The sequence below is a fragment of the Paraburkholderia phosphatilytica genome, from assembly GCF_003443895.1.
Classification (GTDB): Bacteria; Pseudomonadota; Gammaproteobacteria; order Burkholderiales; family Burkholderiaceae; genus Paraburkholderia; species Paraburkholderia phosphatilytica.
The window spans coordinates 36351-62383 of sequence record NZ_QQOA01000010.1 but is presented as its reverse complement, the minus strand read 5'-3'; the positions used below and the strand labels follow the sequence as shown (position 1 = coordinate 62383).

Below are 26033 nucleotides of genomic sequence, written 5' to 3'. Positions count from 1 at the left end.
GCCATGCCCACGTCCTCCGTGCTTGCCGATCTGCCGCTGTTTCCGCTGCATACGGTGCTGTTTCCCGATGGTCTCCTGCCGCTGAAGATTTTTGAAGCGCGCTATCTCGACATGGTGCGAGAGTGTCTGCGCGAAGAGGTACCGTTCGGGGTCCTGATGTTGAAAAGCGGCGGCGAGGTCGCATCGCCCGACGAGCCGTCGGTGCCGGAAAACGTGGGATGTCTCGCTGAAATCGATCAGTGCGACGTGGAAACGTTCGGCATGCTGCTGATCCGCGCGCGTGGCACGCGGCGCTTCCGGCTGCTGTCGCATCGCGTCGAGGCGAGCGGGCTGCTGGTCGGCATGGCCGAGCCGATTCCCGACGACATCCCGCTCGAAGGCAGCGACCGCCTCGCGAAATTCGGCGCGTGTGCCGAGGTGCTCGAACGCATCATCTCGACGATCCGCGAACGCGATGCAGACAACCTGCCGTTTGCGGAACCGTTCCGGCTCGACGATCCGGCATGGGTGTCGAACCGTCTCGCCGAAGTGCTGCCGATCGCGTTGCGCGCGCGGCAAAAGCTGATGGAACTCGAAGACGCGGGCGCGCGCATCGACGTCGTGCATCACTACATGCAGCAGCATCAGCTGCTGTAGCCGCTCACCTCACAGCAGCGACCCGCGCAAGCCGTCAAGCAGCTTGCGCACCGGCGCCGGCACACCGTACGCGTCGAGTTCCTTCGGTTCGACCCACGCGGTTTCAACGTCGCCGATCTCGCGCGGCGCAACCGCGCGATCGACTTCGACGAGCCGCGGCTCGATATCCAGCCGGAAATGCGTGAACGTATGACTGAACGGCGCCAGCGGCGACGGTTCGTCACGCGCGCCCAGATTACGCGCGCGCTCCGCGAGCGCCGCTTCGCCGCCCGCTTCCGGCAAGCTCCACAGACCGCCCCAGATGCCCGACGGCGGACGCTTTTCCAGCATCACGCGCTCGCCGTCGCGCAGCACCAGCATCCAGGTGCGGCGCGTCGGCACGGCCTTCTTCGGACGGGCCGCCGGCAACTCGCGCTGACGGCCGGTGAGATTCGCGACGCAATCGTCCGCGAACGGACAATGCGCGCAATCGGGCCGGCCGCGCGTGCAGAGCGTCGCGCCCAGATCCATCAAGCCCTGCGTATAGGCGCTGACGTCGTCGTCGCTGCCGTCGGCCGGCACCAGCGATTCGGCGAGCGTCCACATCGCGTTCTCGATCTTCTTGTCGCCGGGAAAACCTTCGACGCCGAACACGCGCGCCAGCACGCGCTTTACATTGCCGTCGAGAATCGTCGCGCGCGCACCGAATGCGAACGACGCGATCGCCGCCGCGGTGGAGCGCCCGATACCGGGCAGTTCGGCGAGCCCATCTACCGTCGAAGGGAACGCGCCACCGTGCTGCTCGACGACCACCTGCGCGCAGCGATGCAGATTGCGCGCGCGCGTGTAGTAGCCGAGGCCGGCCCAAAGCGCCATCACGTCGTCGAGCGGCGCGGCCGCGAGCGCGGCGACGTCCGGAAAACGCGCGAGAAAACGCAGGTAGTACGGCGTCGCCGTCGAGACCTGGGTCTGCTGCAGCATGATTTCCGACAGCCAGATCCGGTACGGGTCGCGGGTCTTTTGCCACGGCAGGTCATGACGGCCATGCTGGCGCTGCCACGCGATCAGGCGCACGGAAAACTCCGGCAGCGGCGCGGGTGAAACGGGGGCTTCGACTGCGGCCTCGCGCAACGCGCGCGCGGCTTTCGGAGTGACGTACATGGCGGTTGGCGATTCAGCGCTGGCAGGTCGGGCAATAGTAGGTGGAGCGCTGCCCCTGCACGATCTGGCGGATCGGCGTGTTGCAGACGCGGCAAGGCAGGCCCGCGCGATCATAGACGAAATAGTCGAGCTGGAAGTAGCCGCTCTCGCCGTCGCTGCCGACGAAATCCCGCAGCGTGCTGCCGCCTTTGTCGATCGCCGCGGCGAGCGTGGCGCGCACGGCCTCCGCGAGCAGTTCGTAACGCGCGAGCGACACGCGGCCGGCCGGCGTGGTCGGCCGGATGCCCGCGCGAAACAGGCTTTCGGATGCGTAAATGTTGCCCACGCCCACAACGATGTCGCCCGCGAGCAGCGCCTGCTTGACGGAGACCTTTCGGCCGCGCGTCTTGCGGTGCATCAGGAGGCCCGAGAACGCCTGCGTGAATGGCTCGATGCCGAGACTCGCGAGCAGCGGATGACCGAGCACGTCTCCCGCTTCGCGCGGATGCCAGAGGATCGCGCCGAAGCGGCGCGGATCGCGAAAGCGCAGAATGAAATCGTCGAAGATCCAGTCGACGTGGTCGTGCTTCGCGGCCGCCGGCGGGTGCGGAACATTGCGCAGTACGCGAAGCGTACCCGTCATGCCGAGGTGGACGATGAACCAGCCTGCCTCCACTTCGAACAATAGATACTTGCCGCGTCTGGCGACATGGCGCACCACGCGGCCGCGCAGAAGCTGCGGCAGATCGGCCGGCACGGGCCAGCGCAATGCGGCCGTGCGCACGTCCACGCGCTCGACGCGACGTCCCGCTACGTACGGCTCGATCCCTCTTCGGGTAACCTCGACTTCTGGCAACTCAGGCATGTCTAACTGGTCTGTTACTTGCGGGGACGGTTGGTGCGCTTATTGTAGCGACCGCGTTACAATCGTCCGAAACCTCCAACGGATTTCCATGAACGTGTCCTTCGTGAAGCAGCTTTTCAAGCGCGCAACCCAGGCGTCGGTCGTTCCGCGCGCCGTTTCCGCCCGCCGTGCACTCGGCGCCGCCGTCATCGCGGCATGGGCGTTCGCGCTCGCTCCAGCCTACGCGCAGGACCAGTCCCCGGACACGGACGACACGTCGGTTTCAATGCCGGACGCTTTCGGCCCGATGAGCCCCGACGAAGCCAAAGACCTGCCGAACGTCGACCTGACGAGCCAGATCGTGTTCCAGGTCCTCGCCGCCGAAGTCGCGCTGCAGCGCGATCAGCCGGCGCCAGCGTATCAGACTTATCTCGCGCTCGCGCGCGATACGCATGACCCGCGCATGGCCCAGCGCGCCACCGAAATTGCGCTCGCCGCGCAAAGCCCGAGCGATGCGCTCACCGCCGCGCAGTTGTGGCAGCAGTACGCGCCGTCGTCGGAGCGCGCTTCGCAGCTCGATGCGTCGCTGCTCGTGCTGTCCGGCAAGCCGGAAGACGCCGAAGCGCTGCTCGGCCGCGAACTCGCGAAGGTGCCGGCGGACAACCGCGGCAGCGCGATCCTCGCGCTGCAGGTGCTGCTATCGCGCGGGCCGAACCATGCGGGCGGCCAGAAGGTCCTGCAGGACCTGCTGAAAGACGACATGAACCGCCCGGAAGCGCAGCTTGCGATGGCCCGTCAGCAGCTCGTGGCAGACGATGCGGCGGGCGCGCGCAAGTCGCTGGAACAGGCGCTGAAGCTCAAGCCCGACTACCTGCCGGCAGCGCTGATGCTGTCGCAGATGGGCCCGGAAGCGCGCGCGGAAGGCATTGCGTCGGTCGAAAAATTCGTGCAGCAGAACCCGAAGTCGCGTGACGGTCGGCTCGCGCTCGCGCAGCTCTATCTCGCAAGCGATCGTCTGGACGACGCGCAGAAACAGTTCGAGGTCATGCACAGCAACAACAGCAGCGATCTCACGCCGCTGATGGCGCTCGCGCTGATCAAGATCCAGCAGAGGAAATTCAGCGATGCGCAGTCGTTTCTGACGCAGTACGCGTCGCAGGCGCAGAAGACGCCGGGCGCCGATCCGAGCCAGGCGTATCTCTATCTCGCGCAGATCTCGGTCGAACAGAACGACACCAACGGTGCGCTCAGCTGGCTCGACAAGATTCCTCCGGGCAGCCAGCAATACCTGCCGGCGCAGATCACGCGCGCGCAACTGCTCGCGAAGCAGGGCAAGGTGGACGACGCGCGCAAGCTGCTCGCGGGCCTGCAATCGCCGGATCCACACGACCAGGCGCTGATCGCCCGCACCGACGCGTCGATCCTGTTCGATGCGAAGCGCTATCCGGAAGCGGAATCGCGGCTGGCGGACGCGGTGAAAGACTTCCCGGACGACCCCGATCTCACGTACGACTACGCGATGGCCGCGGAAAAGAACGGCCACTACGATCTGATGGAGACGCAACTGCGCAAGCTGATCCGCACGCAGCCCGACAATCCGCAGGCGTACAACGCGCTCGGCTATTCGCTCGCGGACCGCAACCAGCGTCTGCCGGAAGCGGACAAGCTGATCGAGAAGGCTTCGTCGCTCGCACCGAACGACGCGTTCATCATGGACAGCGTCGGCTGGGTGAAGTATCGGATGGGCGACACGACGGACGCGATCAAGATCCTGCGTCACGCGTACGACCTTCAGCCGAACGCCGAAATCGGCGCGCATCTCGGCGAAGTGCTGTGGAAAAACGGCGACCAGGAGCAGGCGCGCGCCGCATGGCGCGAAGCACGCAAACTGGAACCCGACAACGACACGCTCATCAAAACGCTGAAACGCTTTCAGGTGAACGATCTCTGATGCATTTTCCGAGCTCTCACAGTCTCAGCCGAACGCTGCGCCGCGCGGCGTTCGGGTTCGCGGCCGCTGCCGTCGTTGTGCTAAGCGGTTGCGCGTCCATCAAACCGCAAGGACCGACCACGTCGAACGCCGCCACCGCGGTCACCGCGCAAACGTCGCGCGCCTATCACGGGCGCTTCGCAGTGCAGTACAACGACCAGAACGGTCAGCAGCGCAACGCGTACGGCAACTTCGACTGGCAGGAAACCGGCGATACCGTCACGGTCCAGCTGCGTAATCCGCTGGGGCAGACGCTCGCGATCGTCACGTCGTCGCCGGCGTCGGCCACGCTCGAACTGCCGAACCGTCAGCCGCTCACCGCGGACAACGTGTCCACGCTGATGCAGAACGCGCTCGGTTTCGCGCTGCCGGTGGAAGGCCTGCGCTACTGGCTGCAGCCTTCGGTTGCGCCCACATCGCGCGCGAAAACCACGCCCGATCCGGCAAACAGCACCCATCTGAAAGAGATCCAGCAGGACGGCTGGACGATCGACTACCTGGCCTATGCCGATCCGCCCGCAACTGGCGTCAAGCGGTTGAACCTGAGCCGCTCGGAACCGCCGCTCGATATCAAGCTCGTGCTGGACCAGTGACCTGCCGGCCACACGTCGCGCGCGGCCGCTTTAGCGCGGCGCGCGTCGATGTGCCGGCTTTCGCCTCATCCGACTCATGAACGAAACGACCGATTCGCTGCGCGACTGTCTCGCGCCGGCGAAGCTGAACCTCTTCCTGCACATCACCGGCCGGTTGCCGAACGGCTATCACTCGCTGCAGACGGTGTTCCAGCTGCTCGACTGGGGCGACACGCTGCACTTCACGCGGCGCGGCGACGGCCGCATCACGCGCACGACCGACATCCCCGGCGTGCCCGCCGACGACGACCTCACCGTGCGCGCGGCTCGGCTGCTGAAAGAGCACACAGGCACCCGCGAAGGGGTCGAGATCGACATCGAAAAACGCCTGCCGATGGGCGCGGGTCTGGGCGGCGGCAGTTCGGATGCCGCGACCACGCTGCTCGCGCTCAACCGCCTGTGGCGACTCGACGTGCCGCGCGCCGAATTGCAGGCGCTCGCACTGCGGCTGGGCGCGGACGTGCCGTTCTTCGTGTTCGGAAAAAATGCCTACGCCGAGGGTGTTGGCGAAGCACTTCAGGCTGTACAATTGCCGCCGCGTTATTTCCTTGTGGTGACGCCGAGGGTGCATGTTCCAACTGCAGCGATTTTTTCCGATCAATCGTTGACAAGAGATTCAAAACCCCTCACAATTACGGACTTTCTTGCACAACATAGTTGCAGCGCAGGTTGGCCTGACAGTTTTGGCCGGAATGACATGCAGCAGGTTGTCGTGGGAAAATACGCGGAAGTTGCGCAGGTGCTGAAGTGGTTTGATGACGTATCAACCAGCATCGCACCAGCGCGGATGACCGGATCTGGAGCCAGCGTATTCGCGGCATTTCAGAACCGGGGCGAAGCAGAAGCGGTGCAAGCCCGTCTGCCAGCCGGCTGGAACAGCGCAGTCACGGCTAGTTCGGATCAGCATCCACTCTTCGCTTTCGCGACATAGTTTTTGCATCGCCGGTTGCACCTACATGGCCGGCGAAGCTCAAGTTAAGTGTAGGGGAGTCGCCAAGTTGGTTAAGGCACCGGATTTTGATTCCGGCATGCGAGGGTTCGAGTCCTTCCTCCCCTGCCAAACATTCTCGCTTTCCCTCGCCTCCAGCCTGAAGCAGGTGCACGATGAGTAGCCATGACGGCCTGATGGTTTTTACTGGCAACGCAAATCCCGCGCTTGCACAGGAAGTCGTCAAAATCCTCGGTATTCCCCTCGGCAAGGCGATGGTCAGCCGTTTCTCCGACGGTGAAATCCAGGTCGAGATCCAGGAAAACGTGCGCGGCAAGGACGTCTTCGTCCTCCAGTCCACGTGCGCTCCGACGAACGACAACCTGATGGAACTGATGATCATGGTCGATGCGCTGAAGCGCGCATCCGCCGGCCGGATCACCGCAGCCATCCCGTACTTCGGCTATGCGCGCCAGGACCGCCGTCCGCGTTCCGCGCGTGTCGCGATCTCGGCGAAGGTCATCGCGAACATGCTGGAAATCGCCGGCGTCGAGCGGATGATCACGATGGATCTGCACGCCGACCAGATTCAGGGCTTCTTCGACATTCCCGTCGACAACATTTACGCAACGCCGGTTCTGCTCGGCGATCTGCGCCAGAAGAACTACGAAGACCTGATGGTCGTGTCGCCGGACGTCGGCGGCGTGGTTCGTGCGCGGGCCTTGGCGAAGCAGCTGAACTGCGATCTCGCGATCATCGACAAGCGTCGTCCGAAGGCGAACGTCGCCGAAGTGATGAACATCATCGGTGAAGTCGAAGGCCGTACCTGCGTGATCATGGACGACATGGTCGACACCGCCGGCACGCTGTGCAAGGCCGCGCAGGTGCTGAAGGAGCGCGGCGCGAAGCAGGTGTTCGCGTACGCCACGCACCCGGTGCTGTCGGGTGGCGCGGGCGCGCGGATCGCGGCGTCGTCGCTGGATGAACTGGTTGTGACGGACACGATCCCGCTCGGCGAAGAAGCGCGTTCGTGCTCGAAGATCCGCTCGCTGACGAGCGCCGGTCTGCTCGCCGAAACGTTCTCGCGCATCCGCCGCGGCGATTCGGTGATGTCGCTGTTCGCGGAATAAGCGGCGAAATAAGCACAAGCATTTGCGCAGGCGCTGCATCCCTGATGCAACGCCTGCGCACAATCGGCATGGACGGACGAAGGTCTGTGCCGCAAGTCCGGGGCCTCCACCCAATGGTGTGAAGGCCCCTGTTTTTACTGCCTGGTCGCGGGCAGTGCAATGGAGATTCACATGAAAGTAGTCGCTTTCGAGCGTAGCAAGCAAGGTACGGGTGCGAGCCGCCGCCTGCGTATCACGGGCAAGACCCCGGGTATCGTGTACGGCGCAGATGCACAACCGCAACTGATCGAACTCGATCACAACGCGCTGTGGCACGCGCTGAAGAAGGAAGTGTTCCACTCGTCGATCCTCGACCTGGAAGTGGCCGGCAAGTCGCAGCAGGTGCTCCTGCGTGACGTGCAATACCACCCGTTCCGTCAGCTCGTGCTGCACGTGGACTTCCAGCGCGTCGATGCGAAGAAGAAGCTGCACACCAAGGTGCCGCTCCACTTCATGAACCAGGAAACGAATCCGGCTGTGAAGCTGGGCGGTGCGGTGATCTCGCACGTCGTGACCGAACTGGAAATCGAATGCCTGCCGGCTGACCTGCCGGAATTCATCGAAGTCGATCTGGCGAAGATCGAAGCAGGTCAATCGGTCCACGCGAAGGACGTTTCGCTGCCGAAGGGCGTCGCACTCGTTGCGCACATCGACGCGGAAAACCCGGTTCTCGCGGCAGCAGCAATCCCGGCTGGCGTCGTTGCTGACGAAGCCGCAGCAGGCGGCGCAGCAGCAGAAGAAGGCGGCGAAACGCCGGCTGCCTGATTGGCAAGTAAGCGGTATCCTCTCGATCCGTTTGACAGAACGGACGACGTGACCCGCCGCGGTTCGCCCCGGCGGGTTTTTTTTCGTTTGTCGACCCAACGTTCACCACGCTCACAGCAGCCGGCTTAACCATCATGATCAAGCTGATTGTCGGGCTCGGGAATCCGGGCGCCGAATACACCGCGACTCGCCACAACGCCGGCTTCTGGCTGGTCGATCAACTGGCGCGCGAAGCCGGCACCACGCTGCGCGACGAGCGGCGCTTTCACGGCTTCTACGCGAAAGCGCGTCTGCACGGCGAAGAGGTGCATCTGCTCGAGCCGCAGACGTACATGAACCGGTCCGGGCAATCGGTCGTCGCGCTCGCGCACTTCTTCAAGATCCTGCCGGACCAGATCCTCGTCGCGCATGACGAGCTCGACCTGCCGCCCGGCTCCGTCAAGCTGAAGCTCGGCGGCGGCAGCGGCGGTCACAATGGCCTGAAGGACATCTCCGCGCATCTGTCGTCGCAGCAGTACTGGCGGCTGCGGATCGGCATCGGTCATCCGCGCGACCTGATTCCCGAAAGCGCGCGCGCCGGTGCGAAGCCGGATGTCGCGAACTTCGTGCTGAAGCCGCCGCGCAAGGAAGAGCAGGACGTGATCGACGCGTCGATCGAGCGCTCGCTCGCGGTCATGCCGATGGTGGTCAAGGGCGAACTCGAACGCGCGATGATGCAGCTGCATCGACAGCCGTAACCCTTCCCCCGGCGCTTCGCACCACAGCACCACGTCACAACCGCACCACGTCAGACAGGAGGTCGCTTGAGCCGCTACTGGAGTGATATCGTCGATCGGTTGACGCCGTACGTACCCGGAGAACAGCCCGCGTTCGCGCACCCGGTCAAGCTGAACACCAACGAGAACCCGTACGCGCCGTCGCCGCGCGTGTGCGAAGCCATCGCACAGGAACTAGGCTCGCATGGCGATTCGCTGCGCCGCTATCCGGACCCGACCGCGCGCAAATTGCGCGAGACGGTCGCCGCGCATCACGGCATCCACGCGGATCAGGTGTTCGTCGGCAACGGTTCGGACGAAGTCCTCGCGCACGTGTTCCAGGCGCTGCTCAAGCACGACAAGCCGCTGCTCTTCCCGGACATCACGTACAGCTTCTACCCGACCTACGCGCGACTCTACGAGGTGCGCGTCGAAACGCTGCCGCTCGACGACCAGTTCGCGATCCGCATCGACGACTATCTGGCGCGCGCGAACCAGAACGGCGGCGTGCTGTTTCCGAATCCGAACGCACCCACCGGCCGCGCGTTGCCGCTCGCTGAAATCGAGCGCATGCTCGACGTGAATACGGAGTCGGTCGTCGTAGTCGATGAAGCGTATGTGGATTTCGGCGCGCAATCGGCGGTCGCGTTGATCGACCGGTATCCGAACCTGCTCGTCGTGCACACCGCGTCGAAAGCGCGTTCGCTCGCGGGCATGCGCGTCGGTTTCGCGTTCGGCCATCCGGCGTTGATCGAAGCGCTGAACCGCGTGAAGGACAGCTTCAATTCGTATCCGCTCGACCGCCTGGCGCAGGCCGCCGCCACCGCCGCATACGAAGACGACGCGTACTTCCGCGCAACCTGCGCGAAGGTGATCACGAGCCGCGAGCAGCTGACCGAAGGACTCGAGGCACTGGGTTTCGACGTGATTCCGTCGAAGGCGAACTTCGTGTTCGCGCGTCACCCCAAGCACGATGCGGCCGCGCTTGCGGCGGCATTGCGGGAGAAGGAGATCATCGTGCGTCACTTCAGGCAGCCGCGCATCGAGCAGCATCTGCGCATCACCGTCGGCACGGACGACGAATGCCGCCAGTTGCTGGATGGCCTGCGCGCGATTCTTGAATAGATAGCCGGGCACACAAGCATCAAAAGCAAAGCGGACCTCGAAGGTCCGCTTTGTCATTCAACGCGCGAATCGGATACCGGTCGACTTCAATGCAAACTCAACCGCCCTCCGCCTTTTGCGCCTGCAACGCGCGATATTTAACGAGCAGCTGCTCAGGCGATTCAGCGTGCGACGGATCGCGCGGAATGCACTCGACGGGGCACACCTGCTGACACTGCGGCTCGTCGAAATGCCCGACGCACTCGGTGCACTTGCTGGGGTCGATCACATAGATTTCCGGGCCCATCGAAATCGCGTCGTTCGGGCACTCGGGCTCGCACACGTCGCAATTGATGCACTCGTCGGTAATCATCAAGGCCATACTTCTCTCACTTCCCGGCGGCTCACACCATAAAACGCTAGTTTACGCCGGATGCGCCGCCCATGCCTGGCGCTGGCGCCACGGTGCAGCGGCAACCGCGATCAACCGCGCCGTTCAGGCCGCCGGTCCACCGTGCGCCGCGACCTTGTCAACCAGCCACTTCTCCACCGACGGAAACACGAACTTGCTGACGTCCCCGCCCAGCTGCGCGATCTCGCGGACGATCGTGCCCGAGATGAACTGGTACTGATCCGACGGGGTCATGAACATCGTCTCGACGTCGGGCAGCAGATAGCGGTTCATGCCCGCCATCTGAAATTCGTACTCGAAGTCGGACACCGCGCGCAGCCCGCGCACGATCACGCGTGCGTTGTTCGTGCGAACGAAGTCTTTCAGCAGGCCCTTGAAGCTCATCACCTGCACGTTCGGGTAGTGGCCCAGCACTTCATGGGCGATCGCGAGCCGTTCGTCGAGCGTGAAGAACGGCTTCTTGGCGCGGCTGTCGGCCACGCCGACGACGAGCGTGTCGAAAATGCTCGACGCGCGCCGCACGAGATCCTCGTGACCGCGCGTCAGCGGGTCGAACGTACCCGGGTACACGGCGACTACCATGAGACTTCTCCTCTTCTGACCAGTGAGAGCGCCGGCGCGCACCCGCTGGGTGCCGAGCCGCCGCCTGTCGCGCGCGTGACGGCGAACCGTCCGGCGCTTGTTATCGAACGCGCATTATTCCTCATTTTCGCGGTGCAGCAAATGATAGTGAACCGCTCCGGCTTTACCCTGACGGGCCACGCTCCAGCCCTCCAGCGCGGGGGTTTGCGTGAGATCGAGCGCGCGGCCGGACTCCACGTAGAGGAATCCGTCGACCGCGACGAGCGGCACGGCCAGTTCGAGCACACGGTCCAGCTGGTCGTCGCCGAACGGCGGATCGAGAAATACGACGTCGAACGACGCCGGCGCGAGATTCGCGGCGAGACGCAGCGCGTCCGCTTCGGCGACTTCGATCTGGCGGGCTTCGAGGCGCGCCTGGTTCGCGCGCAACTGCTGCGCGGCCCGCGCGTTGCGCTCGACCATCAGCACCCGCGCCGCGCCGCGTGACGCGGCTTCGAAGCCGAGCGCACCGCTGCCGGCGAACAGGTCGAGGCAGCGCTGGCCGTCCAGCCGCTGGCCGAGCCAGTTGAACAGCGTCTCGCGAACCCGATCCGGCGTGGGCCGCAGCCCGTCGAGGTCGAGTACGGGCAACGGCGTGCGCTTCCAGTCGCCGCCGATGATGCGGATCGCGTGCGGTTTGCCGCCGGCCGCCTGAGCGCCGCCGGCTCGCGACGATGCGCGTGAAGAAGAAGAACGGGTCATGCGGATCGACAATGCAGGTAAAAACGCCCGCGAACATCGCCGTTCGAGTCGGATTGCGAAATTCCGGGCCGGAGCGACCACGTTACCACAGCGTGTCGCGCGCAAGCGACCGGCGGCCGCCACGACGGCGTCGGGTGCGCCTGATAAAATGTCCGCCTTCAAGCGCCTTGCATCCCGCATTGCCCTGCTCCCCGCCGCGCCGCCGTTCGCTGTCACCGGCCGCCGGCGCCGGCACGCGCTCTCTACACGCCAGACCATGTTCAGCTTTTTCAAACGTTTCAAGGGGTCGAAGGGACCCGAAGCCGAGTCGCCGGAGTCGCCGGAGTCGCCGGAGTCGCCGGAGTCGCCGGAGTCGCCGGAGTCGCCGGAGTCGCCCGAATCGTTGGCGCAAACGCCTGATGTCGCGAGCGACGACGATGTCGATGCCGCAGCCGACGCTGCGCGCGAGCAGCCCGCGGCTCCGGCCTGGGCACCGCCGCCCGCCAGCGCGCCATCGCCCGCGCCCACCGCCGCGGCGCCTCGCGCACCGCAACCGGCGCCGCGCCCTGAGCCGGCCGTCACCGTCACCGCGAGCGAAGACATCGCGCTCGAAGCCGTCGAAATCGTTCCGCCGCCGCCCATCGAATCGGCCGCGAAACGCTCGTGGCTCACGCGCCTGCGCTCCGGTCTGTCGAAAACGAGTACGAACATCACCGGCATCTTCGTGCGCACGAAGATCGACGAGGACCTGTACGAAGAACTCGAGACCGCGCTGCTGATGTCGGATGCGGGCGTGGACGCCACCGAATTCCTGCTCGAAGCGCTGCGCGAGAAGGTCCGCACGGAACGTCTGACCGAAGCGCAGCAGGTCAAGCAGGCGCTGCGCGCACTGCTCGTCGATCTGCTGAAGCCGCTCGAAAAGTCGCTGATGCTGGGCCGTGCGCAACCGCTCGTGATGATGATCGCGGGCGTGAACGGCGCCGGCAAAACCACCAGCATCGGCAAGCTCGCGAAGCATCTGCAGCGCTTCGACCAGAGCGTGCTGCTCGCCGCGGGCGATACGTTCCGCGCCGCCGCGCGCGAGCAGCTCGCGATCTGGGGCGAGCGCAACAACGTGACGGTCGTGTCGCAGGAAAGTGGCGATCCGGCCGCGGTGATCTTCGACGCCGTCGGCGCCGCGAAGGCGCGCCGCATCGACGTGCTGATGGCCGACACCGCCGGCCGTCTGCCGACGCAGCTGCATCTGATGGAAGAGTTGCGCAAGGTCAAGCGCGTGATCGGCAAGGCCATGAGCGACGCGCCGCACGAGGTGCTGCTCGTGATCGACGCGAACACCGGCCAGAACGCGCTCGCACAGGTGAAGGCCTTCGACGACGCGCTCGGCCTCACCGGCCTGATCGTGACGAAGCTCGACGGCACCGCGAAGGGCGGCATTCTCGCCGCGATCGCGCGTCAGCGGCCGGTGCCGGTGTACTTCATCGGCGTCGGCGAGAAGGTGGAAGACCTGCAGCCGTTCGTCGCCGAAGAATTCGCGGACGCGCTGCTCGGCTGAGGTCTTACTCGGCGTCGGGCTGCGCGCCCGGCGCCGCTGTCGCGAACGCATCGAGCTGCGTCGCGTACTCGTAGATGCGGTGGATCGTCGGGTACGGCTGCGTGTCGATCTTGAAGCGATGCGCGTTGAACACCTGCGGCACGAGGCACAGATCGGCAAGCGTCGGCGTATCGCCGAAACACAGCTTGCCAGCGCGGCCGTCCGCCACGAGATGCGTTTCCAGCGTCTCGAAGCCGGCCGCGATCCAGTGGCGATACCACTCGCTCTTCACGTCGTCGGACACGCCGAGCGTGCCGGTCAGATACTTGAGCACGCGCAGGTTGTCGATCGGGTGGATTTCGCACGCAACCTGCAGCGCCACCGCGCGGATATACGCGCGGTCCCGGGCCGTACCAGGCAGCAGCGACGGCTCCGGATGCAGTTCCTCCAGATACTCGATGATCGCCAGCGACTGCTGGATCGCCGCGCCGTCGTCGACGAGCGTCGGTACGATCGCGTCCGGGTTCAGCTGGCGGTACTCCGGCTTGAACTGCTCGCCGCCGCCACGCACCAGATGCACCGGCACGTAATCGTACGACAGGCCCTTCAGGTTCAGCGCGATGCGAACCCGGTACGACGCCGAGCTGCGGAAATAGCCGTAGAGCTGCATGGTGGGATGTCTCCTCCGGTCTTTGCGCCAGCGATGGTCAGACGACGCGTACGCTGAACTCGCCGATGCCCGCCACGCCGCCCTTCATCACGTCGCCATTCGCGATCGCGCCGACACCTTCAGGCGTGCCGGTGAAAATCAGGTCCCCGGGCTGGAGTTCGAAAAGCGTCGACAGATACGCGATCGTCTCCGGGATCGACCAGATGAGTTGCGACACGTCCGAGCGCTGCTTTTCCTCGTCGTTGACCGTGAGCCAGATCGCGCCTTCGCTGATATGGCCGACTTCCGACGCCGGATGGATCGGCCCGAGCGGCGCCGAACCGTCGAAGCCTTTCGCGGTGTCCCACGGGCGGCCGAGCTTCTTCGATTCGGCCTGCAGATCGCGGCGGGTCATATCGAGACCGAGCGCGTAGCCGTACACGTGATCGAGCGCGTGCTCCGCGGCGATGTCTTTACCGCCTTTACCGATCGCGGCGACCAGTTCCATCTCGTAGTGCACGTTCTTCGACAGCGACGGGTAGTGGAATGCGCCGGTCTCGCCCGGCGCGACGTAGACGACCGCATCGGCCGGCTTTGCGAAGAAGAACGGCGGCTCGCGGTCGGGATCGTGGCCCATCTCGCGCGCGTGCGCCTCGTAGTTCCGGCCGACGCAGTAAATGCGGCGCACCGGAAAGCGGTCGTCCGAACCCACTACCGGCACCGCGACTGCCGGCGCTGGCGCAAACACATAGCCCATTGCGTTCTCCGTGTGGTGACCGGCGTCGAGGCCGCGCATCGATCGCGCGCCGCGTTCGGCCGGATAGAAAACGCGAGTGTAACGCCTCGCCGTATGCGCCGCGCGCTGGCGGGCAGGGTAAAGATGCATCGCATCGCCACGATCCGACAAAGCGCGGCCGCGGACCGCGGCACCAACAAGCGCCGAATCGGTTCGCGCGGTCATGCGATACTCGGAACGTAATCGACCCACCCAGCGATCCACCCAGCGACCCACTCATACAGCGCCGCCCGCCCGGCGCCATGCCCCACACGATGACCGATCCGATCGCCACCCCCGCCGGCACTACGCCGTTTTCGTGCGCCCGTTTCATCAAGGAAATCGGCCGCGGCCCGCACGGCGCCCGCTCGCTCTCCGCCGACGACACACGCGAGCTCTACACCGCGATGCTGGACGGCCGCGTCGAAGATCTGGAACTCGGCGCGGTGCTGCTCGCGTACCGGCTGAAAGGCGAAACCGCCGAGGAGCTCAACGCGATGCTGACCGCGGCGCACGGCACCTTCGAGCGCGTGCGCGTCGCCGCCGGCGATCACCGCGTGGTCTCGATTCCGAGCTACAACGGCGCGCGCAAGCAGGCGAACCTCGTGCCGCTGCTGGCACTGCTGCTCGCTCGGGAAGGCGTGCCCGTGCTGGTACACGGCGTGACCGAAGACCCGGGCCGTGTGACGAGCGCCGAAATCTTCGCCGCGCTCGGCATCGAGCATGCAAGCTCCCGCGAAACGATCGAAACGCAGCTTGCGACGCGCCGCTTCGCGTTCGCGCCGATCGGCGTGCTCGCGCCGAAGCTCGCGCGGCTGCTCGCGATCCGCCGCCGGATGGGCGTGCGCAATTCCACGCACACGCTCGTGAAGATCCTGCAGCCGTTCGCGCCGGCCGGGCTGCGACTCGTGAACTACACGCACCCGCCGTATCGCGAAAGCCTGACGCAACTGTTCGCTGCGCACGCCGAAGTCGCGCAGGGCGGCGCGCTGCTCGCGCGCGGCACCGAAGGCGAGGCCGTCGCGGATACGCGGCGCCAGGTTCAGGTCGACTGGCTGCACGACGGCGCCTGCGAAACGCTGGTGACGGCCGAGCGCTCGTCGCCGGATGCGCCGCACGTCGATCTGCCCGAAGCCCGCGACGCCGCGACGACCGCCGCGTGGATCGACGCGGTGATGCGGGGCGACACGCCGGTGCCGTCCGCGATCGCGCGTCAGGTGGAACTGATCGCGGAAGTCTCGAAGCGGGCGGCTTGACCCTGCATCAGCGGGATCCACGCCACGTTGCAACGCCGTCCGACAAGAATCCTCAGGCAAATCCGTAGTTGACAGATCAACGAAGGCTCGCATACATTAAAAAAATGCGTTCCCTTCCGAACACCCTCCGAATTATCTCCGGCCGCCTAGCGCGGCCCCTATCGCTACGTCTAGCGTAAGCCAGGCGTAGCGCCGCGTGCGTGGCCGCCCGGCCGCAAGCGTGGTCCTCCCAGCAGTTCCGCTTCACCCCAAACCGCAGTTCCTTCACAACCTGAGTCGTCTGTATTCGTCCGCATATCGTGCGGCCGGATCGCGAGGGTCAAATGCACGTTGCATGGGCTTCTGTCACGTTCGTCGCCGGCGTCATCATCGCCATGACGTGCGTCGTCCGTCCCCGTTCGTTGCTGCCGCTAGCCACCGGCTGGCGGCGCGTGCACCTGTGGCAGCCCGCCAGCCGCCCGACGCCACCCCCCTTCGCACACGACATCACGAACGAGGCACACCATGTTGCGCAACCCTGCTGAGAAGTACCGACCGTTTCCCGCTGTCCGCTTGACCGGCCGCAAGTGGCCGACCCGCACGATCGAACGCGCGCCGATCTGGATGAGCACCGACCTGCGCGACGGCAACCAGTCGCTGATCGAGCCGATGAGCATCGCGCAGAAGACCGAATTCTTCGAGATGCTCGTCGCGATCGGTTTCAAGGAAATCGAAGTCGGCTTTCCGTCGGCCTCGCAGACCGACTTCGATTTCGTCCGCAAGCTGATCGTCGAAAAGCGCATTCCCGACGACGTCACGATCGAAGTGCTCGTGCAGTCGCGCGAAGACCTGATCGCCCGCACGTTCGAAGCGCTCGAAGGCGTGCCGCGCGCGATCGTCCATCTGTACAACGCGATCTGCCCGTCGTTCCGCAAGATCGTGTTCAATCAGTCGAAAGACGAGGTGAAGGCGCTCGCCGTCGAGGGCACGAAGACGATCCGCGCGCATGCGGACGCCCGGCCGGACACGCAGTGGACCTACCAGTACTCGCCGGAAACCTTCAGCATGACGGAGCTCAGCTTCGCGCGCGAAGTGTGCGACGCGGTTTCGCAGACGTGGCGCCCCACGCCCGATCGCAAGATGATCGTGAACCTGCCCGCCACCGTCGAAGCGGCAATGCCCAACGTGTTCGCCGACCAGATCGAGTGGATGGACCGCAACCTCGCGTACCGCGACAGCATCGTGCTGTCGGTTCACCCGCATAACGACCGCGGCACGGCCGTGGCCGCCGCGGAACTCGCGATCCTCGCGGGTGCGGACCGCGTCGAAGGGTGCCTGTTCGGCAACGGCGAGCGCACCGGCAACGTCGACCTCGTCACGCTCGCGATGAACCTGTACACCCAGGGCATCGATCCGGGCCTCGATTTCTCCGATATCGATGCGGTGCGCCGCGTCGTCGAGCGCTGCAACCAGTTGCCGGTGCATCCGCGCCATCCGTATGCGGGCGACCTCGTCTACACCGCGTTCTCGGGCTCGCATCAGGACGCGATCCGCAAGGGCTTCGCGCAGCGGCAGGACGACGCCGTCTGGGAAGTGCCCTATCTGCCCGTCGATCCGGCCGACGTCGGCCGCAGCTACGACGCGGTGATCCGCGTCAACAGCCAGTCCGGCAAAGGCGGCTCGACCTATCTGATCGAGCGTGGCATGGGCTTCACGCCGCCGCGCCGTGTGCAGATCGAGTTCAGCCACGCGGTGCAGCAGGTCGCGGATGCGTCCGGCGAAGAGGTCACGGGCGACGCGATCTGCGGCCTGTTCGCGCGCGAGTACTTCGACACGAAGGGGCCGGCGGCGCGGGTCGGTAACGGCTCAGTACGCTGGCAGAACCGCGATATCGCGCTGCCGGCGTTCGACGCCGCCCGCGGCGATGCCCACGACGCCCATGCGCGCGCAATCGCCGGGGTCGTCGGCGCGGCGGCGGGACATGGGATCGAGGTGACGTTCTGCGAGAGCGCGCGAACCGCCGACGGCCGCGCGGCGGTGTTCGTCGGGTGCCGGGTGGGCGACCGGCCGGCGCGCTACGGCGTCGGCGTGGCGACGGACGATGCGGCAGCAACCGTCGATGCAATCGTGAGCAGCGTGAACCGCACGGATGCGTCGGTGTGGAACTCGGTCACGCCACGCGCGGCGGCCTGATCCAGCAACCTGAGTTGAAGGCAGGTGACAGCGCTGACGTGGACGGCAAAACCCGCCGTCCGCGACCGGCGGTCGCTCACGAGGCGGCTGCGCGAAATACGCCGACCGGCGTCATTCGAGCGCGCAGCGCGTCGCCTGCCATGCAACCAGCCGCCACTGGCCGCCCTCCTGCGCCTGGATCGCGGTGTACGCGATCGGAAACAGCAACGCGCCGTTGTTCGCCTCCATCTCGATCAGCGCGCGCCCGGTCACCACGCAGGTCTCTGCGCCAACCGGCATCACTTCCTGCGACTGGATCTCGATCTGCCGGTAGCGGCGGCGGCCGGCGGCGATCGCATTGATGAACTGCTGCTTGGTCTCGCGCTTGCCGTTGGTGTGGATGTAGCTGACGTTTTCCGACAGCAGCTCGTCGAGCAGCGGCCCATCGCCGTCGACCATCGCGCGAAATCGGTCGCGTTCAAGTTCACGGATCGCCTCGATCAACTTTGCCGCCATCGCACAGCCCCTTGAGCGCAGGCTGCCGCGGGAACGCGGCCGCCGTCAGAAGTTGTATTGCAGATATAGCTGGGTGAAATTTATACCAGGATTCGGGTCTTTGATACTGGCGTTCGACACGTGCTCCAGTCGCAAGCCTGCCAGATACTGCTGATGGCCGCCGAATTCCGCGCCCACGCCCACGATGTCGGCGAACTGGAACGCCGTCGACACCGTATAGGTGCTCGTGATTCTCGGGTGGGTCAGCACACGCACGCCCGCGCCTGCTTCGATATACGGCCGGATCGCGCCCGAATCCTTGATGATCCGGATCACCGGCTCGATGCCGAATTCGCCGATGTTGCCGTTCACGTTGTTCGACGCCGTGCTATGCCACAACGCCGCGTGTCCCTCGACGACCGCCGTGAAGTGAAAGCCGCCGAAGTACCACCAGTTCAGATGCGGATCCCACACGATGCCGAGGTCGAATTTCTTCATATCGTGATTGGCGATGCCGGCGCCGAGCTGAATGCCCCAACGGTTTCCGGACGCCGCGTCGGTCGAGGTGTTGGCGGCTTCGGTGCTGGGGATCGTGGCGGAAGCGGGTGTGGCCTCATCGGCGAGCGCGCCGCCCGCGAGGCCGGACAGCGTCAGCGCAAGCGCGCCTCGCAGCGCGAAACCGCGCCACGGCATCTTGTTTTTGTCCATCATCGCCCCAGTTGCTCAATATTGTGAAACAACGGTTTACGCGCTATGTGTACGGCGGGAATTGGGTAGCAAACATCAGACCTAAGCCAGCACCGTCAAATCTGACGAATTGTCATCCGAAAGGTCAGAAAATTAGAACTTTCTCGGCGGAAGCGTCGCTGGACGGGGAAATCCTACGCGTATCCCGGAAAAGCTGCAGGCGTCCTATACTGTCTATCAGAAGGCAGATTTCGATAGGATATGGGGAACCCGGACGCCTCCGCGCACTCTAACCATTAGCACTCGATTGACGAGAGTGCTAACATCCACCGTGGAGTCGCTTGATTGAGCAGACGTTTGTCTGGTCCAAAGGAGTTTCTTACGTGAGCAACGCAATGACCCTTCCGAGTACTCTGAGCCCGTCGTCGGCCAAGGCCGCTCCGGCAGGTGCTCTGGCGCTCGCGCAGTCCTCGTCGCAGTTCCAGATGCTGCCCGGCCAGCTGGGCAACATCGATGCCTACATCCAGGCGGTCAACCGCATTCCGATGCTGACCGCGGCGGAGGAGCGCGAATACGCCACGGATTACCGGGTGCACAACAACCTCGACGCTGCGCGCCATCTCGTGCTGTCGCATCTGCGGCTCGTGGTGTCGATCGCGCGCAATTACCTCGGTTACGGGTTGCCGCACGCGGATCTGATCCAGGAAGGCAACATCGGTCTGATGAAGGCCGTGAAGCGCTTCGACCCAGAACAGAACGTGCGTCTCGTGTCGTACGCGATGCACTGGATCAAGGCCGAGATTCACGAGTACATCCTGCGCAACTGGCGCACGGTGAAGGTCGCCACCACGAAGGCGCAGCGCAAGCTGTTCTTCAACCTGCGCAGCCACAAGCAGGGCCTGCAGTCGTTCACGCCGGAAGAAGTGAACGACCTCGCGCAGGAACTGAACGTGAAGCGCGAGGAAGTCGTCGAGATGGAAACGCGTCTCGCGGGCGGCGACATCGCGCTCGAAGGCCAGGTGGACGACGGCGAGGAATCGTTCGCGCCGATCGCGTATCTGGCCGATTCGCACAACGAGCCGACCGCCGTGCTCGCCGCGCGTCAGCGCGACCGGCTGCACAGCGACGGCATCGCGTCCGCGCTCGAGTCGCTCGATGCGCGCAGCCGCCGGATCATCGAAGCGCGCTGGCTGAACGTCGCGGACGACGGCTCGGGCGGCTCGACGCTGCACGAACTGGCCGACGAATTCGGCGTATCCGCGGAACGCATTCGCCAGATCGAAGCGAGCGCGATGAAGAAGATGCGCGGCGCGCTCGCCGAGTACACGTAAGCGTTTCAGCCGGCGCAAGCGTCCGGCTGGTTTGGCCATCAAATCGAGCCCTGCTCTGGAAACAGAGCAGGGCTTTTTTTCGTCTGCTGCATCAGCCTCACGATCTGCACAAACGCGTGCCTGCGCAACCGGATTTTTTCTTCGCGAAAGGCCGTGCGCGGTTTGACTTCCGTCAAACTTGATCGCAATACTGGACAACAGGACGGGCGTTCGCGGCGCTTTGCCACACCGCCAGGCGCGCCCATCGTCGACGCAGTGCCTAGAATCCGTAACAGTGGCCCACGCCGTTTCGGCCAAGCATGTTCGAGACTTCCATCAGGCAGCCATCGCGCAATCATGTCCACTTCGCTCACCAATACCGTCACGAAGCGTGCGTCGCTGCGAACGCGTCTGGCCGCATGGGCCCGCGGCCCGACCTTCGCGCGCGACATCGTCATTGTGCTCGTCATCAAGTTCGTACTGCTGATGACGCTGAAGTACACGTTCTTCAATCATCCGCAGGCGGAGAACATGTCTCTGCCGCCCGCTGCCGTCGCGCAGGCGCTGCTGTCGCTGCCCGCGTCGCAGGTCAACCATGGGGACCGCCATGCCAACCGCTGAAGTCGTCGACCTGTCGCGTCTGCAATTCGCCGTCACCGCGCTCTATCACTTCCTGTTCGTGCCGCTGACACTGGGTCTCTCATGGATGCTCGTCATCATGGAGTCGGTGTACGTGATGACCGGCAAGCCGATCTACAAGGACATGACGCAGTTCTGGGGCAAGCTCTTCGGCATCAACTTCGCGATGGGCGTGACGACCGGCCTGACGCTCGAATTCCAGTTCGGCACCAACTGGTCGTACTACTCGCACTACGTCGGCGACATCTTCGGCGTGCCGCTCGCGGTGGAAGGGCTGATGGCGTTCTTCCTCGAATCGACCTTCGTCGGGCTGTTCTTCTTCGGCTGGAACCGTCTCTCGCGCGTGCAGCACATGTTCGTCACGTTCTGCGTCGCGCTCGGCTCGAACCTGTCGGCGCTGTGGATCCTGATCGCGAACGGCTGGATGAACAATCCAGTCGGCGCGATGTTCAACGACGAAACGATGCGCATGGAGCTGTCGAGCCTCTTCCAGGTCATCTTCAACCCGGTCGCGCAGGTGAAATTCGTGCATACGGTGTCGGCGGGTTACGTCACTGCATCAATGTTCGTGCTCGGCATCTCGTCGTGGTATCTGCTCAAGCGCCGCGACACCGAATTCGCGCTGCGCTCGTTCGCGGTCGCGGCCGGCTTCGGCCTCGCGTCCACACTGTGCGTGATCGTGCTCGGCGACGAGTCCGGCTATCGCACCGGCGAAGTGCAGCAGATGAAGCTCGCCGCAATCGAATCCGAGTGGGACACCGCGCCCGCCCCCGCGCCGTTCACGATCATCGGTCTGCCGAACCAGCAGGCGGAACGCACCGACTACGCGATCCGGATTCCGTGGGTGCTCGGTCTGATCGCGACGCGTTCGCTCGATGAACCCGTGGTCGGTCTCAAGGACCTGATGGCGCAGAACGAAGCGCGCATCCGCAGCGGCATGATCGCGTACGGGGCATTGCAGCAGATCAAGGAAGGCATGGCGGACGACGCCGTGCGCCAGACCTTCGCCGAGCACAAGGACGATCTCGGCTACGGCCTGATGCTCAAGCAGTTCACGGCCGCCGTCACGGATGCGAGCGCGGAGCAGATCAAGGCCGCGGCGAAAAAGACCGTGCCGCCAGTGCTGCCGGTGTTCTTCTCGTTCCGGCTGATGGTGGGGCTCGGCTTCCTGTTCCTCGCAACCTTCGCCGTCGCGTTCTGGTTCTGCGCGCAGCGCACGCTGCTGCTGGAGAGGCGCCGCTGGTTCCTGCGCTGGGCCGTGTGGGCGATACCGCTGCCGTGGCTCGCCGCGGAGTTCGGCTGGATCGTCGCGGAAGTGGGACGACAGCCGTGGACCATCGCCGGCATCCTGCCGACTTCGCTGTCCGCATCGAGCCTCACCGCCGGCGACCTGTACCTGAGCCTCGCGGGCTTCGTCGTGTTCTACACCGCGCTCTTCATCATCGAGATCACGTTGATGTTCAAGTACGCGCGGCTCGGACCCTCGTCACTGCATACGGGCCGCTACTTCCACGAACAGAAGCCGCTCGCGGACACGGCGCTTCCCCGTTCCACGGCCACCTGACCGGCCACTTCGATCACGCACCGACGCATGGAACCATCATGGACTATCCGACACTGAAACTGATCTGGTGGGTGCTGATCGGCGTGCTGCTGATCGGCTTCGCGCTGACCGACGGCTTCGACATGGGCGCGGCGATCCTGCTGCCGTTCATCGGCAAGACCGATGGCGAGCGGCGCATCGTCGTGAATACCGTCGGTGCGACGTGGGAAGGCAACCAGGTGTGGCTCGTCACCGCGGGCGGCGCGATGTTCGCCGCGTGGCCGCTCGTGTACGCCGCATCGTTCTCCGGTTTCTACTTCGCGATGCTGCTCGTGCTGTTCGCGCTGTTCTTCCGGCCGGTGGGCTTCGACTACCGCGGCAAGCGCGACGACCCGCGCTGGCGCACCGCATGGGACTGGGCGCTGTTTGCAGGCGGTTTCGTGCCGGCACTGGTGTTCGGCATCGCGTTTGGCAACCTGCTGCAGGGCGTGCCGTTCGCGTTCGACACGGACATGCGCGTCACCTATCACGGCGGCTTCTTCGCGCTGCTCAATCCGTTCGCGCTGCTGTGCGGCCTCGTCAGCGTCGCGATGCTGGTCGCGCACGGCGCCGCGTTCGTGAAGATGAAATCCGATGGCATCGTGCAGCAGCGCGCCGCGATCGCACTGCGCTTCGCCGCGATTGCCACCATCGTGCTGTTCGTGATGGCGGGCGTGCTGATCGCGACGCTCATCGGCGGTTATCAGATCGTGTCGGCACCGCCGCCCGACGTCGCCGCGAATCCGCTGCTCAAACAGGTGATGGGCGCGCCGGGGCTCTGGCTCAACAACTACGCGACCTATCCGTGGATGATCGCGGCGCCGGTACTCGGCATCGTCGGCGGTGCGATGGCCGCGCTGCTGTCGAAGCCGCGCTTCGAAACGAGCTCGTTTCTCGCGACCGGACTGATGGTTGCCGGCGTGATCCTGACCGCGGGACTTTCGATGTTTCCGTTCATCATGCCGTCGTCGCTCGACGGCCGCAGCAGTCTGACGGTGTGGGATTCGACCTCGAGCCAGATGACGCTCGGCATCATGCTAGGCGCGGTGATCGTGTTCCTGCCGATCGTGCTGATCTACACCAGCTGGGTGTATCGCGTGATGCGCGGCAAGGTCACCGCGGCCGCGATCGAGGAAAACCATCATTCGATGTACTGAACAGGAGGTAATCGGCCATGTGGTACTTCGCGTGGATTCTCGGGGTCGGTGTGGCGCTCGCGTTCGGCGTCATCAACGTGATGTGGCTGGAAGCGTGGCGGCTCGGCCAGCGCGTGCCGGTTGACGCGCGTGTGGGAATGCGTAGCGCGTCGGCTGGCGCAAGGGACGTCGAAGACTAGATGCGCGTGGAGCACGCGCTTGAGTGAAGCGCGGGAATGCAGCGCTTGAGCGCCGCATTCCCGCATCGATGACGCCGTTCGTCAGGCCGGCGACAACGCCGCGCCACCCGTACCTGCCGGCTGCACTCGCGACGACAGTTGCGCGGCATAGCGCGCCGCGGCCGAACCCACGACGATGTGGAACGTGTCCGCGGCAACCCATGCGACATCGAGCGCGCTCAGACGCTGACGGTCGACTGCGGTCGCATCGCGCACGACGAGACGCAGGCGCGTCGCCGCCACCGCATCCAGCGACGCGACATTGCCCGCGCCGCCGAATACCGCGAGCCAGCGCAGCGGATCCGGATCGAGCGGACCGTGCGTGCCGTCGTTGCTCACCACAGCCGCAGGCGCGGCGCTTGCCGGCTTCTGCGTAACGACCGCAGGCGCAACATCACCCGAAGCAATCGCGGTACGAATCTCATCGGCAATAGTATCGGCTTCAGGCCCGATGATGACCTGCACGTTGTTATCGCCGCGGTTCAGCACGCCGCGCGCACCGATCGCCTTCAGCTCCGCTTCCGACACCTTCGCCGGATCCGCTACCGAAAGACGCAGACGCGTCGTGCACGCATCGACGAGCGTCAGGTTCGACGCGCCGCCCAGCGCCGCGATATAACGCAGCGCACGCGGCACCGCCGCACCGGCCGTCGGCGCAACGAAACCGCCGCTCGCGAACGACTCGGTCGGCGCGTCCGCACCAGCGGGTTCACGACCCGGCGTCGCCATGTTGAACTTGCGGATGAAGAAACGGAACAGCCCATAGTAGGCAATCGCATACGCGATACCGATCGGAATCGCTTCCCAACCCTTCGTTGATAGCCCGTAGTTCAGCACGTAGTCGATCAGACCGGCCGAGAACGTGAAGCCGAGCTTGATGCCGAGCGCCGAGCAAATGGCGAGCGACAGACCCGTCAGCACCGCGTGGATCGCGTACAGCGCCGGCGCGAGGAACATGAAGCTGAACTCGATCGGCTCGGTCACGCCGGTCAAGAGCGACGTCAGCGCCATCGAGAACAGCAGGCCGAACACCATCGCGCGGCGTTCCTTCGGCGCCTCGTGATACATCGCGAGACAGGCCGCCGGCAGGCCGAACATCATCACCGGGAAGAAGCCCGTCATGAAGGTGCCCGCGGTCGGATCGCCGGCGAAGAAGCGATGCAGGTCGCCCGTCACCGCCGCACCGCCGCCCGGCGGCGTGAACGTGCCGAACACGAACCACGCGAGCGAGTTCAGGATGTGGTGCAGACCCGTCACCAGCAGCAGCCGGTTCAGCAGGCCGAACACGAACGCGCCGAGCGCGCCGGCCGTGGTGAGCCAGTGGCCCGCGGAGTCGATCGCCGACTGCACCGGGCCCCACGCATAGCCGAACACGATGCCGAGCACCACGCACGCGAGCCCCGTGACGATCGGCACGAAGCGCTTGCCGCCGAAGAACGCGAGGTAGTCGGGCAGCTTGATGTCCTTGTAGCGGTTGTACAGCAGCCCCGCGACCACACCCGCGATGATCCCCGACAGCACGCCCATGTTGAGCTTGTCGTTGATGTCCTTCATTACCGCGATTTCGACCAGATAGCCGATCGCGCCCGCGAGCGCCGCGACGCCGTTGTTTTCCTTCGCGAAGCCGACCGCCACGCCGATCGCGAACAGCAACGGCAGGTTGTCGAAGATTGCCCCGCCTGCATCGGCGATCATCTTGATGTTGAACACATCGGGTTGACCGAGCCGCAGCAGCAGGCCGGCAACCGGCAGCACCGCGATCGGCAGCATCAGCGCGCGTCCGAGGCGCTGAATCTTCAGAAACGGGTTCCCATCCATCTAAACCTCCACTCCTTGTGTCTCTCGTCGAGTCGTCGTTGAAATTACGGTCAAGTCAAATTAGCGCCCAATATTTCGGTATGCGAAATATAGTGCACAAAGGCCTGCG

At 65.0% G+C, this 26033-nt stretch carries 26 protein-coding genes and 1 tRNA gene; 17 read left to right on the top strand and 10 right to left on the bottom strand.

Annotated features, from left to right (window positions below; translation table 11 throughout):
- The first annotated feature begins 3 nt into the window (after positions 1-3).
- The gene (locus DVS29_RS12945; RefSeq protein WP_118180860.1) at positions 4-636 is read left to right on the top strand and encodes an LON peptidase substrate-binding domain-containing protein; all 633 of its coding nucleotides are present in this window, start codon (positions 4-6) and stop codon (positions 634-636) included.
- A gap of 9 nt (positions 637-645) precedes the next feature.
- Here DVS29_RS12945 and mutY read toward each other — a convergent pair whose 3' ends face one another.
- Together mutY and mutM are read right to left on the bottom strand one after the other, a co-directional pair.
- A complete protein-coding gene (mutY, locus tag DVS29_RS12940) occupies positions 646-1704 on the bottom strand; it encodes an A/G-specific adenine glycosylase (protein ID WP_118181007.1) in 1059 nt (352 codons plus the stop codon).
- A gap of 85 nt (positions 1705-1789) precedes the next feature.
- On the bottom strand, positions 1790-2620 hold the full coding sequence (gene mutM / locus DVS29_RS12935; protein ID WP_118180859.1) for a bifunctional DNA-formamidopyrimidine glycosylase/DNA-(apurinic or apyrimidinic site) lyase: 831 nt from the start codon (positions 2618-2620) through the stop codon (positions 1790-1792).
- Between the two features lie 88 nt (positions 2621-2708).
- Here mutM and DVS29_RS12930 point away from each other — a divergent pair, with 88 nt between their 5' ends.
- From DVS29_RS12930 to hisC, 8 genes are all read left to right on the top strand, one after another.
- Positions 2709-4550: a tetratricopeptide repeat protein gene (locus DVS29_RS12930; RefSeq protein WP_118180858.1), complete on the top strand. Its 1842-nt coding sequence runs from the start codon at positions 2709-2711 to the stop codon at positions 4548-4550.
- On the top strand, positions 4550-5182 hold the full coding sequence (lolB, locus tag DVS29_RS12925; protein ID WP_118180857.1) for a lipoprotein insertase outer membrane protein LolB: 633 nt from the start codon (positions 4550-4552) through the stop codon (positions 5180-5182). The genes DVS29_RS12930 and lolB overlap by 1 nt, the downstream gene beginning before the upstream one ends.
- 76 nt (positions 5183-5258) lie before the next feature.
- Positions 5259-6152 carry a 4-(cytidine 5'-diphospho)-2-C-methyl-D-erythritol kinase gene (gene ispE, locus DVS29_RS12920; RefSeq protein ID WP_118180856.1) on the top strand — a complete coding sequence of 298 codons (894 nt, stop codon included), beginning with the start codon at positions 5259-5261 and terminating at the stop codon, positions 6150-6152.
- A 52-nt stretch (positions 6153-6204) separates the two neighbouring features.
- Positions 6205-6281: transfer RNA gene (locus DVS29_RS12915), tRNA-Gln, on the top strand.
- A gap of 44 nt (positions 6282-6325) precedes the next feature.
- Entirely contained in the window at positions 6326-7279 is a 954-nt protein-coding gene (locus DVS29_RS12910) for a ribose-phosphate pyrophosphokinase (RefSeq protein WP_118180855.1), read from the top strand.
- Positions 7280-7450: 171 nt separating this feature from the next.
- Positions 7451-8083 carry a 50S ribosomal protein L25/general stress protein Ctc gene (locus DVS29_RS12905; RefSeq protein ID WP_118180854.1) on the top strand — a complete coding sequence of 211 codons (633 nt, stop codon included), beginning with the start codon at positions 7451-7453 and terminating at the stop codon, positions 8081-8083.
- 134 nt (positions 8084-8217) lie between these two features.
- Complete coding sequence (gene pth, locus DVS29_RS12900; protein ID WP_118180853.1) at positions 8218-8820, top strand: aminoacyl-tRNA hydrolase; 603 nt, start codon at positions 8218-8220, stop codon at positions 8818-8820.
- A gap of 66 nt (positions 8821-8886) precedes the next feature.
- Positions 8887-9963 carry a histidinol-phosphate transaminase gene (hisC, locus tag DVS29_RS12895; protein ID WP_118180852.1) on the top strand — a complete coding sequence of 359 codons (1077 nt, stop codon included), beginning with the start codon at positions 8887-8889 and terminating at the stop codon, positions 9961-9963.
- A gap of 97 nt (positions 9964-10060) precedes the next feature.
- Here the strand turns inward: hisC and DVS29_RS12890 are convergent, their stop codons facing one another.
- The 3 genes from DVS29_RS12890 to rsmD all read right to left on the bottom strand — a co-directional run bounded on the left by DVS29_RS12890 (position 10061) and on the right by rsmD (position 11677).
- Positions 10061-10324 (bottom strand): YfhL family 4Fe-4S dicluster ferredoxin, encoded by a 264-nt coding sequence (locus tag DVS29_RS12890; protein WP_118180851.1) that lies wholly within the window; start codon positions 10322-10324, stop codon positions 10061-10063.
- A 114-nt stretch (positions 10325-10438) separates the two neighbouring features.
- A complete protein-coding gene (gene coaD / locus DVS29_RS12885; protein ID WP_118180850.1) occupies positions 10439-10936 on the bottom strand; it encodes a pantetheine-phosphate adenylyltransferase in 498 nt (165 codons plus the stop codon).
- Positions 10937-11050: 114 nt separating this feature from the next.
- The gene (gene rsmD / locus DVS29_RS12880; protein ID WP_118181006.1) at positions 11051-11677 is read right to left on the bottom strand and encodes a 16S rRNA (guanine(966)-N(2))-methyltransferase RsmD; all 627 of its coding nucleotides are present in this window, start codon (positions 11675-11677) and stop codon (positions 11051-11053) included.
- A 256-nt stretch (positions 11678-11933) separates the two neighbouring features.
- Between rsmD and ftsY the strand changes: the two genes are divergently transcribed.
- On the top strand, positions 11934-13208 hold the full coding sequence (ftsY, locus tag DVS29_RS12875) for a signal recognition particle-docking protein FtsY (protein ID WP_118180849.1): 1275 nt from the start codon (positions 11934-11936) through the stop codon (positions 13206-13208).
- Between the two features lie 4 nt (positions 13209-13212).
- Here the strand turns inward: ftsY and maiA are convergent, their stop codons facing one another.
- The gene (gene maiA / locus DVS29_RS12870) at positions 13213-13857 is read right to left on the bottom strand and encodes a maleylacetoacetate isomerase (protein ID WP_118180848.1); all 645 of its coding nucleotides are present in this window, start codon (positions 13855-13857) and stop codon (positions 13213-13215) included.
- A 37-nt stretch (positions 13858-13894) separates the two neighbouring features.
- The gene (locus DVS29_RS12865; protein ID WP_118181005.1) at positions 13895-14593 is read right to left on the bottom strand and encodes a fumarylacetoacetate hydrolase family protein; all 699 of its coding nucleotides are present in this window, start codon (positions 14591-14593) and stop codon (positions 13895-13897) included.
- Positions 14594-14886: 293 nt separating this feature from the next.
- Here DVS29_RS12865 and ybiB point away from each other — a divergent pair, with 293 nt between their 5' ends.
- A complete protein-coding gene (gene ybiB, locus DVS29_RS12860) occupies positions 14887-15867 on the top strand; it encodes a DNA-binding protein YbiB (RefSeq protein WP_118180847.1) in 981 nt (326 codons plus the stop codon).
- A gap of 504 nt (positions 15868-16371) precedes the next feature.
- Positions 16372-18039, top strand: a complete 1668-nt coding sequence (leuA, locus tag DVS29_RS12855) for a 2-isopropylmalate synthase (protein ID WP_118180846.1) — start codon at positions 16372-16374, stop codon at positions 18037-18039.
- A gap of 111 nt (positions 18040-18150) precedes the next feature.
- On the opposite strand, the gene DVS29_RS12850 is transcribed toward leuA, so the two are convergent.
- Both DVS29_RS12850 and DVS29_RS12845 read right to left on the bottom strand, forming a co-directional pair.
- Positions 18151-18534: a nuclear transport factor 2 family protein gene (locus DVS29_RS12850; protein ID WP_118180845.1), complete on the bottom strand. Its 384-nt coding sequence runs from the start codon at positions 18532-18534 to the stop codon at positions 18151-18153.
- Between the two features lie 45 nt (positions 18535-18579).
- Positions 18580-19224, bottom strand: coding sequence for an acyloxyacyl hydrolase (locus DVS29_RS12845; protein ID WP_240655573.1), 645 nt, complete (start codon positions 19222-19224; stop codon positions 18580-18582).
- 359 nt (positions 19225-19583) lie between these two features.
- On the opposite strand from DVS29_RS12845, the gene rpoH reads away from it, so the two are divergent.
- From rpoH to cydX, 5 genes are all read left to right on the top strand, one after another.
- On the top strand, positions 19584-20531 hold the full coding sequence (gene rpoH / locus DVS29_RS12840; RefSeq protein ID WP_118180844.1) for an RNA polymerase sigma factor RpoH: 948 nt from the start codon (positions 19584-19586) through the stop codon (positions 20529-20531).
- A 336-nt stretch (positions 20532-20867) separates the two neighbouring features.
- Positions 20868-21131, top strand: coding sequence for a cytochrome oxidase putative small subunit CydP (cydP, locus tag DVS29_RS12835; protein ID WP_118180843.1), 264 nt, complete (start codon positions 20868-20870; stop codon positions 21129-21131).
- A complete protein-coding gene (locus tag DVS29_RS12830; protein WP_118180842.1) occupies positions 21118-22713 on the top strand; it encodes a cytochrome ubiquinol oxidase subunit I in 1596 nt (531 codons plus the stop codon). The genes cydP and DVS29_RS12830 overlap by 14 nt, the downstream gene beginning before the upstream one ends.
- Positions 22714-22751: 38 nt before the next feature.
- Positions 22752-23888, top strand: coding sequence for a cytochrome d ubiquinol oxidase subunit II (gene cydB, locus DVS29_RS12825; protein WP_118180841.1), 1137 nt, complete (start codon positions 22752-22754; stop codon positions 23886-23888).
- A gap of 17 nt (positions 23889-23905) precedes the next feature.
- Positions 23906-24067, top strand: coding sequence for a cytochrome bd-I oxidase subunit CydX (cydX, locus tag DVS29_RS12820; protein WP_118180840.1), 162 nt, complete (start codon positions 23906-23908; stop codon positions 24065-24067).
- Between the two features lie 81 nt (positions 24068-24148).
- On the opposite strand, the gene nagE is transcribed toward cydX, so the two are convergent.
- Entirely contained in the window at positions 24149-25924 is a 1776-nt protein-coding gene (gene nagE, locus DVS29_RS12815; RefSeq protein ID WP_118180839.1) for an N-acetylglucosamine-specific PTS transporter subunit IIBC, read from the bottom strand.
- Positions 25925-26033: the final 109 nt, after the last annotated feature.